Source organism: Candidatus Limimorpha sp. (genome assembly GCF_056203535.1).
Genome location: NZ_JBADWU010000101.1, coordinates 1 through 15,813 on the forward strand (window position 1 = coordinate 1; position 15,813 = coordinate 15,813).

Annotated in this window: 16 protein-coding genes; all 16 read left to right on the forward strand. The window is 41.3% G+C overall.

Annotated elements, in window-relative coordinates:
* Window positions 1–4: 4 nt before the first annotated feature.
* The 16 genes from kamE to AC06MN_RS11670 all read left to right on the forward strand — a co-directional run bounded on the left by kamE (window position 5) and on the right by AC06MN_RS11670 (window position 15,808).
* Window positions 5–793, forward strand: coding sequence for a lysine 5,6-aminomutase subunit beta (gene kamE, locus AC06MN_RS11595; protein ID WP_475672604.1), 789 nt, complete (start codon window positions 5–7; stop codon window positions 791–793).
* Between the two features lie 152 nt (window positions 794–945).
* Window positions 946–2,085, forward strand: coding sequence for an ATP-binding protein (locus AC06MN_RS11600; protein WP_475672543.1), 1,140 nt, complete (start codon window positions 946–948; stop codon window positions 2,083–2,085).
* Window positions 2,086–2,127: 42 nt separating this feature from the next.
* Entirely contained in the window at window positions 2,128–2,787 is a 660-nt protein-coding gene (locus AC06MN_RS11605) for a 3-oxoacid CoA-transferase subunit B (protein WP_475672544.1), read from the forward strand.
* Window positions 2,788–2,797: 10 nt separating this feature from the next.
* Window positions 2,798–3,574, forward strand: a complete 777-nt coding sequence (locus tag AC06MN_RS11610; protein WP_475672545.1) for an enoyl-CoA hydratase-related protein — start codon at window positions 2,798–2,800, stop codon at window positions 3,572–3,574.
* A 95-nt stretch (window positions 3,575–3,669) separates the two neighbouring features.
* Complete coding sequence (locus tag AC06MN_RS11615; RefSeq protein ID WP_475672546.1) at window positions 3,670–4,686, forward strand: virulence RhuM family protein; 1,017 nt, start codon at window positions 3,670–3,672, stop codon at window positions 4,684–4,686.
* Window positions 4,687–4,761: 75 nt separating this feature from the next.
* Window positions 4,762–5,598: a 3-hydroxybutyryl-CoA dehydrogenase gene (locus AC06MN_RS11620; protein WP_475672547.1), complete on the forward strand. Its 837-nt coding sequence runs from the start codon at window positions 4,762–4,764 to the stop codon at window positions 5,596–5,598.
* A gap of 119 nt (window positions 5,599–5,717) precedes the next feature.
* Complete coding sequence (locus AC06MN_RS11625; RefSeq protein WP_475672548.1) at window positions 5,718–6,857, forward strand: acyl-CoA dehydrogenase; 1,140 nt, start codon at window positions 5,718–5,720, stop codon at window positions 6,855–6,857.
* Between the two features lie 14 nt (window positions 6,858–6,871).
* The gene (locus tag AC06MN_RS11630; protein ID WP_475672549.1) at window positions 6,872–7,651 is read left to right on the forward strand and encodes an electron transfer flavoprotein subunit beta/FixA family protein; all 780 of its coding nucleotides are present in this window, start codon (window positions 6,872–6,874) and stop codon (window positions 7,649–7,651) included.
* 10 nt (window positions 7,652–7,661) lie between these two features.
* Window positions 7,662–8,681: an electron transfer flavoprotein subunit alpha/FixB family protein gene (locus tag AC06MN_RS11635; protein WP_475672550.1), complete on the forward strand. Its 1,020-nt coding sequence runs from the start codon at window positions 7,662–7,664 to the stop codon at window positions 8,679–8,681.
* 141 nt (window positions 8,682–8,822) lie between these two features.
* A complete protein-coding gene (locus tag AC06MN_RS11640; RefSeq protein ID WP_475672551.1) occupies window positions 8,823–12,470 on the forward strand; it encodes a helicase-related protein in 3,648 nt (1,215 codons plus the stop codon).
* A gap of 117 nt (window positions 12,471–12,587) precedes the next feature.
* Window positions 12,588–14,000, forward strand: coding sequence for an RNA-binding domain-containing protein (locus AC06MN_RS11645; protein ID WP_475672552.1), 1,413 nt, complete (start codon window positions 12,588–12,590; stop codon window positions 13,998–14,000).
* A gap of 2 nt (window positions 14,001–14,002) precedes the next feature.
* The gene (locus AC06MN_RS11650) at window positions 14,003–14,227 is read left to right on the forward strand and encodes a DUF3791 domain-containing protein (protein ID WP_475672553.1); all 225 of its coding nucleotides are present in this window, start codon (window positions 14,003–14,005) and stop codon (window positions 14,225–14,227) included.
* Window positions 14,224–14,700: a DUF3990 domain-containing protein gene (locus AC06MN_RS11655; RefSeq protein WP_475672554.1), complete on the forward strand. Its 477-nt coding sequence runs from the start codon at window positions 14,224–14,226 to the stop codon at window positions 14,698–14,700. Before AC06MN_RS11650 ends, AC06MN_RS11655 begins: the two co-directional genes overlap by 4 nt.
* Window positions 14,697–14,936 (forward strand): hypothetical protein, encoded by a 240-nt coding sequence (locus tag AC06MN_RS11660; RefSeq protein ID WP_475672555.1) that lies wholly within the window; start codon window positions 14,697–14,699, stop codon window positions 14,934–14,936. Before AC06MN_RS11655 ends, AC06MN_RS11660 begins: the two co-directional genes overlap by 4 nt.
* Window positions 14,937–14,948: 12 nt before the next feature.
* The gene (locus AC06MN_RS11665) at window positions 14,949–15,218 is read left to right on the forward strand and encodes a tetratricopeptide repeat protein (protein WP_475672556.1); all 270 of its coding nucleotides are present in this window, start codon (window positions 14,949–14,951) and stop codon (window positions 15,216–15,218) included.
* A gap of 8 nt (window positions 15,219–15,226) precedes the next feature.
* Window positions 15,227–15,808, forward strand: a complete 582-nt coding sequence (locus tag AC06MN_RS11670; protein ID WP_475672557.1) for a GNAT family N-acetyltransferase — start codon at window positions 15,227–15,229, stop codon at window positions 15,806–15,808.
* Window positions 15,809–15,813 lie beyond the last annotated feature (5 nt).

Consider the following 15,813-nt stretch of genomic DNA (forward strand, 5'->3'; position numbering starts at 1 on the left):
TAATATGAGCGAAGGATTATATTCAATGGAAGCTAAGGATTTCGACAAAACCTTAGACTTAACGAAAATCAAGCCTTACGGCGACACCATGAACGATGGTAAGGTGCAACTGAGTTTCACGCTGCCTGTTCCATGTGGCGCTGAAGCTGTCGAAGCTGCCAAACAAATGCTGAAGAAAATGGGATTGGAAAATCCGAGCGTGGTTTACTACAAGGAACTGACTCCTGGCTTCACTTTCTTCAACTGCTACGGAAGCTGCACACACACAGTCGATTACTCAACCATTTATGTTCCGAAAGTTGAATCGAACACGATGGATATGTACGAAACCGATAAGTTCATCAAGGAAAACATCGGTCGTAAGATTGTCGTTGTGGGCGCATCAACCGGAACCGATGCTCACACTGTGGGTATCGATGCCATTATGAACATGAAAGGTTATGCCGGTCACTACGGACTGGAACGCTACGAAATGATTGAGGCCTACAACCTTGGTTCACAAGTTCCTAACGAAGAATTCATTGCCAAGGGCATTGAACTTCACGCTGACGCATTGATCATTTCACAGACTGTGACCCAGAAGGATGTTCACATCAAGAACATGACCAATTTCATCGAACTGATGGAAGCCGAAGGTCTGCGCGACAAGATGATTTGCTGCTGCGGTGGTGCCCGCGTCACGCACGAACTGGCCAAGGAACTCGGTTTCGATGCTGGTTTCGGCATGAACACCTACGCCGACGATGTGGCTTCTTTCATCGTTCAGGAAATGGTGAAAAGAGGCGTGAAATAAATGATTTTTTTGAAGTGTAACTTTATAAAATTCGTATTTTTGCAAAGTTGAACTTTATAAAATGACGCAAAATCGAAAGTTGAACTTTATAAAACGACGCAAAATATAAAGTTGTACTTTATGAAATGACAAGTTTATTAAATAGTAAAGTAATGTATAATAGGGTTTTAGATTTCAATGTCATTGAGGAAGATAGCATTTTCCTTTTTGGAGCACGACAAACGGGTAAAAGTACGCTTTTGCAAAGCCGTTTCCCCGATGCCGTGTATATTGATTTACTGAAATCTGAAGTATACGAGCGTTATCGTCGGGCTCCGGAACTGATTAGAACCGATGTCGGCCTTGTGCCTGTGGACAAAATCATCATTATTGACGAGGTGCAGAAAGTGCCAAATCTGCTTGATGAAGTCCATTGGCTCATGGTGAACGAGGGAAGACGTTTCATTTTGAGCGGTTCAAGTGCAAGAAAACTGAAACGAGGTGGTGCCAATATGCTTGGAGGCCGTGCTATCGGGATGAGACTATATCCTTTCGTAAGCAAAGAAATTCCTGATTTTGATGTGATTAAGGCTTGTAATTACGGTCTCTTGCCGCGACATTACGAAGTGAAAGACCCAACACGCAGGTTGAAATCGTACGTTGGGGATTATCTGAGAGAGGAGATTTCGGCTGAGGCTTTGGTGCGGAATCTTTCGGTCTTTAACAGGTTCTTGGAAATTGCGGCTATTTGCAGTGGTGAAATCCTGAATTACAATAATATAGCCTCTGATTGCGGTGTCAGTGCGCCGACAATCAAAGAGTATTTTTCCATTCTGGAAGAAACTTATATCGGCTATATGATTCCGCCTTTCACCAAGACGAAAAAACGGACGGCAATTCAATCGAAGAAGTTCTATCTTTTCGATGTCGGTATTGCAAATTACCTGCAAAAACGGACTTATATGCTTCCGGGCAGCGATGATTTCGGCAAGGCTTTTGAACATCTTGTGTTTCAGGAAGTCATGGCTTATCTTTCTTATACAGAGAATCTTAACGAGATTTCGTATTGGCGCACAACACGCGGTTACGAAGTGGATATGATTCTTGGAGAAGGGAAGGTGGCCATCGAAATCAAGTCGTGCAAGGAAGTCGTGTCGAGGCATACGAAAGGCTTGAAAGCATTTAAGGAAGATTTTCCTGATGCCCGTCTGATTATCGTTTCACTTGAGGAACAGCCGCGTCTTGTAAACGATGTGGAGGTTTATCCGGTGATGACTTTCTTTGATAAACTTTGGAAAAACGAAATTATCTAACAATTAAACAAATCAACAATAAACAATTAAACATTTCATATTATGGATAAAAACGAAATGAGAGAGGTTATCGCCAAGAGAGCAGCTAAGGAACTGCATGACGGCGATGTTGTCAATCTGGGTATTGGCATTCCTACAATGATTCCTAATTATCTTCCAGAAGGCGTTGAAGTGGTCCTCCAGACCGAAAACGGCGCAATGGGCATGGGCCCTACACCTGCTGAAGGTCAGGAAGATAAGAACCTGATTAACGCTGGTGGCGGTTTCATCACCTTGAATCCTGGTGCAAGTTCATTCGACTCAGCTACTTCATTCGGCATCATCCGTGGCGGTCACGTCAACGTGTCGTTCCTCGGTGCTCTGCAAGTGGACGAAAAGGGTAATCTGGCCAACTGGATTATTCCTGGCAAGATGGCTCCTGGCATGGGTGGCGCTATGGATCTCGTGGTCGGTGCCCGCCGTGTTATCCTCACCATGGAACACACCCAGAAAGGTGCTCCTAAAATCCTGAAAGAATGTAATTTGCCTCTGACAGCTGCTGGTCAGGTCGATATGATTATCACTGAAATGGGTGTCATGCAAATCACTCCGGAAGGCATTGTCTTGACAGAGATTCATCCGGAATTCACCGTCGAACAGGTTCAGGCTGCTACTGATGCCAAGCTCATCATTTCTCCTAACCTGAAACCAATGGACATTTAATCACTGGGTCATGGAATACGAATTTTTGAAGATTGAGAGAATTGACGGAATCAGCATCATGAAGGTGTCTGCTCCCAAATCTTTGAATGCTCTCAATTCCACGATTTTGCGTGAAATCGGTGATTTCGTTGAAAACCTTGACGATACGACAAGGGTGCTCATCATCACTGGTGACGGCGAAAAGGCTTTCGTGGCAGGCGCCGACATCGCTGAAATGGCCAACCTCAATGAAGAAGAAGGCTACAAGTTTGGTGCTTTGGGTGCCAAGGTCTTCCGCCGCATTGAGACACTCGACATTCCTGTCATTGCAGCTGTCAACGGATTCGCTTTGGGCGGTGGCTGCGAATTGGCCATGGCTTGCGACATCCGCATCGCTTCCAACAAGGCGAAGTTCGGTCAGCCGGAAGTGGGATTGGGCATTACGCCTGGTTTCTCCGGCACCTACCGTCTCGCCAAATTGGTCGGTCAAGGCTATGCTAAGGAAATGATTTTCACGGGCAAAGCCATCCGTGCCGACGAAGCATTGCGCATCGGTTTGGTCAATGCCGTTTACGAACCTGAGGAATTGATGCCAAAGGCAATCGAAATGGCTCAGAAGATGACTGAAAACGCACCATTGGCTATCAAGTATGCCAAGCAGTGCATCAATGAAAGCTATGACCTCGTGACCGAAGACGCTATGGAACTCGAAAGCCGTAATTTCGGAAAGTGCTTCGCTACACAAGACCAAAAGGACGGCATGGCGGCATTCCTCGAAAAGAGAAAAGTCGTGTTTAAAGGAAAGTAAATAACAATCAGTTATCAGCTAACAGCTTGGTTCACCCAAACTGTTAGTTGATTTCTGAAGTTTTGGAAGCGGATTTTTAGCAAGAACAAGGCATTATGAGTGATATTGTACCCAACCAGCAGAACCTCATCATCTATAACACCCTTGATGGCAAGGTGAGTGTGACGATGATGGCTCGCGACGGCAATGTCTGGATGAACCAGAAGCAGATGGCAGAACTTTTTGCCACCTCAAAACAGAATGTGGGTCAACATATAGCCAACATTCTGGAAGAAAACGAGTTATCGTTAGATTCAGTTGTAAAGAATTTCTTTATAACTGCCGCCGATGGCAAACAATATGATGTCACTTTTTACGCCTTGGACATGGTTTTGGCGGTTGGTTTCCGAGTAAAAGGGAAACGCGGTACACAATTCCGCATTTGGGCCAACCAGCACTTGAAGGAGTTCATCGTGAAAGGCTTCGTGCTTGACGACGATCGACTCAAGAACCCTGATGGCCGCCCCGACTACTTCGACGAGTTGCTTGAACGCGTTCGTGACATTCGTGCTTCGGAGAAACGATTCTACCAGAAACTGCGCGATTTGTTTGCCCTTAGCAGCGACTACGATTCCACCGACAAAGCCACTCAGATGTTTTTTGCCGAAACGCAGAACAAACTGCTTTACGCTGTCACTCACCAAACGGCTGCTGAAATCGTTGTCAGCCGCGCCGATGCTTCACTACCTAACATGGCTCTTACTTCTTGGAAAGGCTCGGTGGTGCGCAAGCAAGACATCTACATCGCCAAAAACTATCTTTGCGCTGATGAGATAGATATGCTTAACTGCCTTACGACGCTTTTCCTTGAATCGGCTGAAATCCGTGTAAAGGAACGCTATGACTTGACAATCAACTACTGGCGACAGAATGTTGACCATCTGTTGCAGTTCCAAAACAAGGATGTGCTTCGCAATACTGGAAGTGTTACCAACAAGGAAATGGAAACTCGTGTGGAGGCTGTTTATGAGGAGTTTGATCAACGCCGCAAACACGCCGATGCACAACTTGCCGACCAAATGGACGATGAGGAACTGAAACAATTGGAACAGCAAATCGTGAACCGAAAATGATTGTGTAAAGTCAATAAACTTAAAAATTGTATAAATCTTAAATATTTAAATTTTAAATCATTAAATCTTAAAGTCATGAAAATTTGTGTTATTGGTACTGGAACCATGGCAAAAGGTATCGTGAAGGCTTTCGCAGCCAAGATGCCTGTCGTCATGAAGAGCCGTACACAAGCCAGCCTCGATAAGGCTATGGCTTCCATTTCGAAGGGCTATGCAAAGCTCGTCGAAAAGGGCAAGATTGCTCAGGATGCTATGGATGCCATCATGGCAAACATCAGCACGACAACTGATTACGCTACATTCGCTGATGCCGACCTCGTCATTGAGGCTGCTGTTGAAGAAATGCAGCTGAAGAAGGATGTGTTCACAGAACTCGACAAGATCTGCAAGCCTGAAACCATCTTCGCTACCAACTCTTCATCACTGTCAATCACTGAGATTGCAGCTTGCACAAGCCGTCCATCTCAGTTCATCGGCATGCACTTCTTCAACCCAGCCGACCGCATGGCTCTGGTTGAAGTCATCAAGGGACAACTCACTTCAGCTGAAGTGTGCAGGACCATCATCGACCTTTCAACTTCAATCGGCAAGACTCCTGTCGAAGTCAATGAAGCTCCTGGTTTCGTGGTCAACCGCATTTTGATTCCTATGATTAACGAAGCTGTCGGCATCCTCGCTGACGGTATCGCAAGCGCTGAAGACATCGACAAGTGCATGATGCTGGGTGCCAACCATCCAATGGGCCCGCTCGCATTGGCCGACCTTATCGGTAACGATGTCAACCTCGCTATCATGGAAGTCCTCTACAACGAATTTGGCGATCCTAAGTATCGTCCTCATCCATTGTTGAGAAAGATGGTCCGCGCTGGTTTGCTCGGACGTAAAACTGGTGAAGGATTTTATAAGTATTAATTTGCCTTTGGCTATAGGCCTCTGGCTGTTGGCTGCTTAATCCAAGTAGATAGATTTCTACCTTAATTTAAAGTTGCCATCTGCCAGAAGCCAAAAGCCAGAAGCTCAAAAACAGAAAAATGGATTTTAGTTATTCAAAGACAGAACAACTCTTCTTGCAGATGATCCGCTCATTTGCTGAGAATGAAGTTAAGCCTTTGGCCGCTGAAGTTGACGAACAGGAACGCTTCCCAATGGAAACCGTCGAAAAGATGGGCAAGTTGGGCATCATGGGCATTCCGATTCCGAAAGAATACGGCGGTGCAGGCGGTACAGTACAAATGTACATCATGGCAGTTGAAGAACTGTCGCGCGTTTGCGCAACAACAGGTGTCATCGTTTCAGCCCATACTTCATTGTGTATGGCTCCAATTCTGGAAAACGGCACCGAAGAACAGAAACAGAAATATTTGCCGAAACTCGCTTCTGGCGAATGGATTGGCGCTTTCGGTCTGACCGAGCCTAATGCCGGTACTGATGCCGCCATGCAGCAGACAACGGCTGTTGACGCTGGCGACAAATGGATTCTCAACGGTTCGAAGATTTTCATCACCAATGCTTCATACGCAAATGTGTTCATCGTGATGGCAATGACTGACAAATCGAAGGGCAACAAGGGCATTTCCGCTTTCATCGTTGAAAAAGGTATGCCAGGCTTCTCAATCGGTAAGAAGGAACTGAAGATGGGTATCCGTGGTTCAGCCACTTGCGAATTGATTTTCGAAAACTGCGAAGTTCCGAAGGAAAACCTTCTCGGTCAGCTTGGCAAGGGCTTTGGCATTGCCATGAAGACTTTGGATGGTGGCCGTATTGGTATCGCTTCACAGGCTTTGGGTATCGCTCAAGGTGCTATGGACGAAACAGTTAAGTACACCAAGGAACGTAAGCAATTCGGTAAGTCAATTTCTCAATTCCAGAACACACAGTTCCAGATGGCTGACCTCAAGACTAAGGTCGAGGCTGCCCGTCTGTTGGTCCGCAGTGCTGCTTGGAAGAAGGATATGAAACTGCCTTATTCAGCTGATGCTGCCATGGCTAAGCTGTTTGCTGCTGAAACTGCAATGGAAGTCACCACAAAGGCTGTCCAGTTCCACGGCGGTTACGGCTACACCCGTGAATATCCGGTTGAACGCATGATGCGCGACGCCAAGATTACGGAAATCTACGAAGGCACTTCAGAAGTCCAGAGAATGGTTATCGCTGGTCAATTGTTTAAATAATAGGAGGGAAGAGTATGAATATTATAGTTTGTATCAAACAGGTTCCGGATACTACCGAAATCAAAATCGATCCAGTAAAGAACACCCTTATCCGTGAAGGCGTTCCGAGCATCATGAACCCTGACGACAAGGGCGGCCTCGAACTGGCTCTCCGTTTCAAAGACAAATACGGCGCTAACGTTACCGTTATTTCAATGGGTCCTCCGCAAGCCGACGTGATTTTGCGCGAAGCTTTCGCTATGGGCGTTGACAGAGCTATCTTGCTGAGCGATAGAAAATTCGCCGGTGCTGATACCCTTGCCACCTCATACGCTTTGGCAGGTGCCATCAAGACTATGGACTACGACCTCATCATTGCCGGCCGTCAGGCTATCGATGGTGATACCGCACAAGTCGGTCCTGAAATGGCTGAACACCTCGGTCTTCCACAGGTTTCATACGTCATGGACGCTGAACGCAAAGGCGATAACCTCATCGTGAAGAAAGAGAACGAAGACAGCATTCAAGTCCTTGAAGTTGAAGGCAAATGCGTCCTCACCGTCCTCGCATCAGCATTCGAGCCTCGTTATATGACTGTCAGCGGCATCGTTGAAGCCTATAACAAGGAAGTCGAAGTGTGGGGTGCCGACAAACTCGATGTCGATGAAGAAAGACTCGGCTTGAAAGGTTCGCCTACAAAGGTGTTCCAATCCTTCCCGAAGGCTATGAAGGCTCCTGGTGAAGTCCACGAAGTGAGCGAAGAAGAAGCCGTTGAACTTATTGTTAACAAGTTGAAAGAAAAGCATTTAATCTAAAAGTTTAGCCATGGATATCAAAGATTATAAAAACGTTTATGTGTTCGCAGAACAGCGTGGTGGTGTTATTCAACCCGTAGCTTACGAACTTTTAGGTAAGGCTCGCGACTTGGCCGATGCACTCGGTGAAAAGGTCGTCGCCATGTTGGTCGGTTACAATATCAAGAGTGAAGCTAAGAACCTTATCGAAATGGGTGCTGACGAAGTGCTTGTTGCTGATAATGTAGAGCTTTTCGATTATCTTACAGAACAGTATTCACAGGTTGTCTATCAGATGATTACCGAACGCAAGCCTGGCATCGTCCTTTATGGCGCTACCACTATTGGCCGTGACTTGGCTCCACGTTTGGCTTCACGTCTGAAGACTGGTCTGACAGCCGATTGCACGAAACTGGAAATCGCTACAGTTGAAGAAACTGGCGAAAAGCAGTTCCGTTCAACACGTCCTGCTTTTGGTGGTAACCTGATGGCTACCATTCTTTGCCCGAATACCCGTCCGCAGATGTCAACCGTGCGTCCAGGCGTGATGCAGAAGCGCGTCCGCGAAGCTGGCCGTCAGGGTGTTGTCACTGTTTTTGAACCTAAGTTCGATACTTCCAAGTTCAAAGTGAGAGTCCTTGAAACCATTAAGGAAGAAAAGGCAACGGTTGATATTTCAGAAGCCAAGATTTTGGTTTCCGGTGGCCGTGGCGTTCACAACAAGGAGGGTTTCGACAAATTGCAGGATTTGGCCAATGTTCTCGGCGGTCAAGTTTCTTCAAGCCGTGCCATGGTCGATAACGGCGTGATGCCTCACGAGCGTCAGGTGGGTCAGACAGGTAAGACTGTCCGTCCAAACCTCTACATGGCTTGCGGTATCAGCGGCGCCATCCAGCACCTTGCAGGTATGGAAGAATCTGACTTCATCATCGCTATCAACAAGGATAAGTTTGCACCTATCTTCAGCGTTGCCGACCTCGGCATCGTTGGCGACCTGCACAAGATTGTCCCAATGTTGACAGAAAGACTGAAGAAAGAAGTCGAAAAATAATTGAATTTATGTTCCGTTCCGTAGAGACGCGATTTATCGCGTCTCTGGGGGCGGGAATAATCTAAAACCCTCAAATTCGGGGGAATTAAATAAGTTTCTGAAGGCGAATAAATAAATAGAGTATATTAGGTAATATCTGATATGGGAAAAAACAGTTTTAAAGATTATGTTTCTCAGAAAGTTGAATCAATAATTTATCGTTGTTTGACAGAGAAAAGCAATGTTATATTTGTAATAGTCGGACTTAACGATATTATTGATACTGAAAGATTTAAATCGCAGATAGATGATTTCGACACTTTCAATCTACTATGCGATGAATCAGTATTTGATAAAAAATGGTTCCGAAGTATTTTTTTGGAGTTGTCTGATGATCAAAAAGATTACCATATCATTTCATATCCCCAATATAAGTATATAGTCAACAATTTAAATGATTCGTATTTCAAAGATAAAATTGTTTTTATTAATGATAATTTACGACGACTATTTTTATTAGATAATGAAGCTTATATTGAAAAAAGTGATGATGGGAAGCGTCCTGATAAACTTCCATTGTTTGAAGCAGAGCAAATTCAATTAGATGACAAATATTATTTCTCAATAATTGCACCATCAGAAGACTATATAATTGAAGATATTTTTACTGAAAAACTAATATGTACAAAAACAACAGATGATTGTACTGATGGCATCATTGATGTTAACTCAGACAAATATGCTCTTGATGTTTTTATCAATGAATGCTTCTCGAATAATCGACTTGATTCTAAAGTAACAGTAAAATCCTTTTCAAAGCACCCCTTAAAGAATGACAACAAACAATTAGAAAAACTGAACTATTTGTTGAATCAATTTGGGGGCGGTATTTGTTTGTTTAATGAAGAACCTATCTCTGAAAATTATACGGTTATAAAAGAAACGGCAGATTTACTTCATAAATATTGGGGAAAAAATGCTACATTTAGAAATCTAAGTGTTTATAAAAATCCTGATGTTGATAAAGAAATTGTAGAAATATCTCAAGGGCAGTTAGTTGATATCATTATTGACGAATACAAAAAATCAAAGAGAAAATCTGATTCAAGAGATTTATTTTTAACAGCTCCTACGGGAGCTGGTAAATCATTGCTTTTTCAATTGCCTGCATTTTATATTTCTGGCAAAGGAGATGTAACCATTATTGTATCTCCGTTGATAGCTTTAATGAAAGATCAAGTAAAAGCAATCAAGAATGAAAGACATTTTGAAAAAGTCGCATATATTAATAGTGAATTAAGCATTTTGGATCGAGACAAAATTATTGGTGAAATTCAAAATGGAGGGATTGATATTCTTTATTTGTCACCAGAACTTTTACTTTCTTATGATTTATCGTTCTTTATTGGTAATAGAATACTAGGTTTATTAGTTATTGATGAAGCACATTTGATTACAACTTGGGGTAGGGATTTTCGTGTTGATTATTGGTTTTTAGGGAATTATATTAGAAAAATGCGGAAATTTAGGGATAATAAATTTCCAATGGTCGCAGTAACTGCAACAGCTGTCTATGGAGGTGGAAATGATATGGTGTTTGATAGCATTGATAGTTTATATATGCAGAATCCTCATATTTTTATTGGTCAGGTAAAGAGAAATGACATACAATTTGTAATAAGTAACTACGAATCATTCAAACAAGGGTATGAAAAAAGGAAAATGCAGCAAACAATTGATTTTATTAAAGTAGCAAGTGATAGCAATGTAAAAACAATTGTTTACTTTCCATATACAAAACATATTATTCAATTATCAAATATTTTACCATCGGATCTTCGTGCATCAGTGGCTGCCTATTTTGGAAGTATGGATTTTGATATGAAAGAGTACTCGTATAGACAGTTCAAATCAGGTGAGAAAAAAATTATGATATGCACCAAGGCATTTGGTATGGGTGTGGATATATCTGATATACAAGTTGTGTACCATCATGCTCCTTCGGGAATGCTTCCTGATTATATTCAAGAGATTGGTAGAGTTGCTCGAAAAAAGGAAATTCAGGGATATGCTGTCTTGGATTATTCTCCACAAGATCAAAAATATAGCAAAACTTTACATGGAATGTCAGCGATTCGTCAATGGCAGCTTCATGAAATGTTGAAGAAGCTTCATTCTCTTTATGTGAAGAATGGTCGAAAAAGAAATATGCTTGTATCGGTAGATGATTTCTCATATATTTTCGGGACTAATGAAATCGACCAAAAAGTCTTGACTGGTTTTATGATGTTGGAAAAGGATTATTTGGCCAAACATCAATTCAATGTGCTAATTGCTAGACCGAAAAAATTATTTTCTGTGGTTTATGCTAGGCTTTCCGAAGAAGACTTCTCGAAGCTAAATAGTTATTATCCCAATATGCATACTAAATACCATAATCAAGGAAATGGGAATGTGATTATTGATTTAGATTTGGCAAAATTGTGGGAGGCTAATTTTTATCAAAAGAGTTTCCCTGTTATTAAACGGGATTTTTATAATGGAAAGCTTTTTGAATCAATAGGAGTTTCTATTTCACCTCAACTAAAAATAACATATTCTTTGTCGAAGACTTTTCAAGAAACATATAAAACCTTGGCTGATTTTTTTGAATCATTGAAAGAACTATTTTGTGAATTAAGTGGGGGGTATTTTACTCAAGATGAATTTTTCGACAAATTATATAATATTATCAAGAATAAGCGTAAGTCAGAAAAACTTGCTAAATTTGTGTTGTCAACGTATTCAAAGAATGTTGGAAATGACGGTTACAATACCTTTTTACAAATGAGAAATACATGGGGAAGAGAGAATTATTCAATTATCAACACGAGGTATCTGGAGACTTTTATTTATTTGTTAAAGCATTTGTCAAACCTATTTGACGACACTTCTGGACAAATAAAAAGTAAGTTTATTGCAGTCAAAAACAATTCTTCTATAGAATTTATCAGACTAGGTTATTTTATTGAATTATTGGAACTAGGTAGTTATGAAATAAGTGGAGGAGAAAATCCAGTTGTCTTTATTCGTATCAATGATCCTGATCGTATTGAAAAAGATGCTTTTAGAAATACATACAAGAATAATCTTCTTAAAAAGACATTGGATAAATTCGATATTAGCAAAGAAATATTTGATTATTTCTTTTGTAGACAATTCTCAAATTCAGAGCGATGGGATTTTATTGAAGATTTTTTCCTTGGGTCAGATAATGATGATTTAATGAAGAACTATATTGGGAACAGCGAATCAAACAAAGTCTGTATTGCTGATTTTATAAAAAATATCCCTCCTTTACCAGAAAATGAATTTGAAGAAATCCATGATGATGAAAATCCGAATATCTTTTTCGCTAATCCAGAAGTATTTTACAATGAAGATAGCTTGCTGACTATTGACACGCCAGATGGGTTGAGAACTTGTACTATTAGTAAATGGCTGTCTATTAATCCAATCCTTTTGAATGAGGTTCGTGTAAAAAACAATTTGAAGGTTTCAAGTAAGGTTTTCGAAGTTTTGATTTCTAAAATAAAACAGAATAAGGAATACTTCCGAGATTCAAGAGGTTTGAAAATGAAAATCGAATTTAAAGGATATACAGGTCTCGTTCAGGCAATCGTTCCTTATAAAGATAAACCAGTAGAGTTTTACAAGTGGTGGTGCAAAAACGATGATAAAATATCTATGACAGAAGAAGAAAAAATCAAACTTTTTATTCGAGTCCAAGAATTAGCTCCAGATGTTTTATTAAAAAAGCATAGACTTTAATTCATTGTTCTCGCTAGAAAACTACAGATAAGTATGGAAGTGCTTAGGTTTAATAATATGTTGAAAACTGAAAATTCTCCACAGTGGAGAATATTGACTGATATATAATCTATCATTATGAATGCTGAAGAATTGAAGGAAATATGTCTTTGCGGAGAAACGACCACCGTTCAGTTTAAGCGTGAGTTTACAACGGCAAGGAAAATGGCAGAGGAAATGGTTGCTATGGCTAATTCCCGTGGCGGTAGCATTTTGATTGGCGTGGATGATAAGACTGGAGAGATTATGGGTCTTGGCTATAGTGCTTTGCAGGAAACTTCGCGAGAATTGGGAACTACAGCCAACGATATGGTGAAGCCGACCATTTTCATTGAAACGGAAGTCGTGCGTATTGAAGAAAAACATATCATCGTTTGTACTGTAAAAGAAGGTAAAAACAAGCCCTATAAAACCATTGACGGAACGATTTGGGTAAAACAAGGTGCCGATAAAAGACGCATCACTGAAAATTCGGAAATCCTGTCGCTTTTTCAGACATTGGGGATTTACCAGCCTGACCTTCAACCAATTCAAGGAAGCAGTATTCGCGATATTGATACACTTGCCCTTGACCGCTTTTTTGATTCGGTTTACCATAAAGACATCAATGCTTTTGATGTGCCAGCCGACCGTGTTTTGAAAAACATTCACGTTACTGACGAAAACGGACAATTAACTACGGCAGGCATGATGTTTTTTGGGCGTAATCCGCAACAATGGTGTCCTTCATTTGCTATAAAAGCAGTGTGGTTTTTTGGTAGTTCGATTGCTGGAACTAGTTATCACGACAGCCGCGACATTGAAGGAACGATTCCTGAAATGTTCGATCAGGCCATGATGTGGCTGAAATCGTGCCTTAAACGTTCTCAAGAAGGACAGTCTTTCAATTCGATTGGTGAATTGGAAGTGCCGGAAGTGGTATTGGAGGAATTGCTTCAAAATGCGCTTGTCCATTTGGACTTGCTGAAACCCGCAGCCATTCGCATTCTTGTCTTCGATGATAGGATTGAAATCATCAATCCTGGCTGTTTGCCTAGCAATCAGACGATTGACGATGTTAAGTTTGGGAATTCTTTTATTCGCAATAAGACGCTTGCTGGTTTTGGCGTGAAAACTATGCCATATCGAGGTTTGGGGTCAGGAATTCCAAGGGTTATGGCAGAAAATTGTCATGTTGATTTTGTTGACAATAAAGACGGAAATCAATTCACCGCCTGTATTTGGCGCACTACCCAAAAGGCGGAAAACACTACCCAAAAGGCAGAAAACACTACCCAAAAGAAGTTGACTGATGTCCAAAAGAAAATCCTTGAATATTTGAAAACACATGCATTAGCTACAAGAAAGGAAATTGCTGATGAAATCGGAAGTGTAACTGAAGATGGCGTGAAATTCATTCTTGTCAAGTTGCAACGTGTCGGGTTGCTGAAACGTGTCGGGGGAAGAAAATTTGGTCATTGGGAAGTAATTGAAAATAATAAAGATAACTAATCATGTCCGAAACAACGAAAAACAAAATCAGTTATATCACACTATTTGTGATGATGTTCGGAAAGAGGCATGGACTTACCGAGTCGCAGGCTTTTCGCTATTTGAATTTTTACAAAGGAATACATCTGTTAGACAAATGTTACGGTGCCATGCACACACTCGATTTTGATGACATGATGGATGAGGTTACGGAATATTGTAAAAAAAATGGAGGACGATTGGCATGATTCTATACCATGGTTCAAATGTAAATATCGACAAAATCGACCTTGCAAAATCAAGACCTTATAAGGATTTTGGAAAAGCTTTTTATTTATCAGCCGATGAATCTCAGACATTGGAAATGGCGGCACATAAGGTCGAAGTGTTTGGTGGTGAGCCGATTGTGACAAGATTTATTTTTGATGAAAAACTAATGATTTCCAAAGAAATGAAAATTAAGACATTCAATTCATATTCAAAGGAATGGGCGGATTTTATCTTTGCAAACCGCAAAAAATCCAATCCTGTTTTTGAACATGATTTCGATATTGTTTACGGCCCAATTGCCAATGATAGTGTAGGAGAGCAAGTTGTGCTTTTGAAAGGTGGTTATATTGATTTCGATTTGTTTTTGGAAAGACTGAAATTTTTAAAAGGCATCACGTTTCAATATGCGTTTTGCACTGAGAAAGCAATACAAAATCTTATTAGGTTATGAATGTATCACAGAAAGCATTTGAAATGATGAAACTCGACATGACAAAAGAATTGATTGTCATGCTCATGGAAGAAGAAAACATGGAAATGGAAACAGCCATGAATGTGTTGTATTTATCTGAAACATACGAAAAAATGTCCAATCCAAATACGGGTTTGTATTATCAAAGTCCTGGATATGTGTATTCCATTTTGGATATGGAATTGAAAAACGGAAAACTTGAAGGATTGAACTAAATCTATACTATTATGACAATCAACGAATTAAACGAATCCATAGCGCGGTATAAGCAGGCTGCCACTGATGGCGATGCCGATGCGCAATACAATTTGGGCGTTTGCTACGAAGAGAGCAACGACTTTGAACATGCCGCCAAATGGTTGAAAAAGGCTGCCAAACAACACGGCGAAATCAGGTCGTACAATTTGGGTTCCTGCTATATGAAAGGCCTTGGCGTGGAACAAAGTTATCCCGAAGCCGTGAAATGGTTCAGGAAATCCATTGAGAAGAAAAAGTGATTGTTGAAATGGTTGATTATAAAGAGTTTATATTTCGTGATGCAACCATTGATGATGCCGCTTTTATAGCAAAAGTGGTTCTGTCGGCCATTGGGCGTTTTGATTTTGGAGCGCAAACGCCTGAAATCGAAGCCATACTGCAAAGCACCAAATCCATTTGCGCTATGGAAGACACGCTTTACTGCTATCGAAACACGCGCATTGCGGAACATGATGGAAAACCTGTTGGCGGTTTGGTGGCTTACGATGGTAAGGATTATGCCGCCATGCGCGAAAAGACTTTCCGAATCATCAAGGAAAGAAATGGCATAGATTTGAATGGTTCGGACATGGAAACACAACCAGGTGAATTTTACATTGATTCTTTGGCTGTAATTCCGTCGGAACGCGGCAAGGAAATAGGGAAGATGCTCCTGAAAGATATTGAACAACAGGGAATTGCAAAAGGACATTCTTGTTTTACGCTTATCGTGGATGCCACGCATCCGAAAGTGAAAGACTATTATGCAACGCTTGGTTTCGAAGCCGAAGAAACAATGAATGCCTTTGAAACTTGTTTCGTGAGAATGAAAAAGAAAACTAATAAATAACATAA

What these genes read in the sequence shown, in the direction of transcription:
- AC06MN_RS11605 (WP_475672544.1), top strand. Translation starts at nt 2,128, where the DNA reads ATGGATAAAAACGAAATGAGAGAGGTTATCGCCAAGAGAGCAGCTAAG.
- AC06MN_RS11665 (WP_475672556.1), top strand. Translation starts at nt 14,949, where the DNA reads ATGACAATCAACGAATTAAACGAATCCATAGCGCGGTATAAGCAGGCT.
- AC06MN_RS11620 (WP_475672547.1), top strand. Translation starts at nt 4,762, where the DNA reads ATGAAAATTTGTGTTATTGGTACTGGAACCATGGCAAAAGGTATCGTG.
- AC06MN_RS11625 (WP_475672548.1), top strand. Translation starts at nt 5,718, where the DNA reads ATGGATTTTAGTTATTCAAAGACAGAACAACTCTTCTTGCAGATGATC.
- AC06MN_RS11650 (WP_475672553.1), top strand. Translation starts at nt 14,003, where the DNA reads ATGTCCGAAACAACGAAAAACAAAATCAGTTATATCACACTATTTGTG.
- AC06MN_RS11640 (WP_475672551.1), top strand. Translation starts at nt 8,823, where the DNA reads ATGGGAAAAAACAGTTTTAAAGATTATGTTTCTCAGAAAGTTGAATCA.
- AC06MN_RS11670 (WP_475672557.1), top strand. Translation starts at nt 15,227, where the DNA reads ATGGTTGATTATAAAGAGTTTATATTTCGTGATGCAACCATTGATGAT.
- AC06MN_RS11610 (WP_475672545.1), top strand. Translation starts at nt 2,798, where the DNA reads ATGGAATACGAATTTTTGAAGATTGAGAGAATTGACGGAATCAGCATC.
- AC06MN_RS11660 (WP_475672555.1), top strand. Translation starts at nt 14,697, where the DNA reads ATGAATGTATCACAGAAAGCATTTGAAATGATGAAACTCGACATGACA.
- AC06MN_RS11645 (WP_475672552.1), top strand. Translation starts at nt 12,588, where the DNA reads ATGAATGCTGAAGAATTGAAGGAAATATGTCTTTGCGGAGAAACGACC.
- AC06MN_RS11615 (WP_475672546.1), top strand. Translation starts at nt 3,670, where the DNA reads ATGAGTGATATTGTACCCAACCAGCAGAACCTCATCATCTATAACACC.
- AC06MN_RS11655 (WP_475672554.1), top strand. Translation starts at nt 14,224, where the DNA reads ATGATTCTATACCATGGTTCAAATGTAAATATCGACAAAATCGACCTT.
- kamE (WP_475672604.1), top strand. Translation starts at nt 5, where the DNA reads ATGAGCGAAGGATTATATTCAATGGAAGCTAAGGATTTCGACAAAACC.
- AC06MN_RS11600 (WP_475672543.1), top strand. Translation starts at nt 946, where the DNA reads ATGTATAATAGGGTTTTAGATTTCAATGTCATTGAGGAAGATAGCATT.
- AC06MN_RS11630 (WP_475672549.1), top strand. Translation starts at nt 6,872, where the DNA reads ATGAATATTATAGTTTGTATCAAACAGGTTCCGGATACTACCGAAATC.
- AC06MN_RS11635 (WP_475672550.1), top strand. Translation starts at nt 7,662, where the DNA reads ATGGATATCAAAGATTATAAAAACGTTTATGTGTTCGCAGAACAGCGT.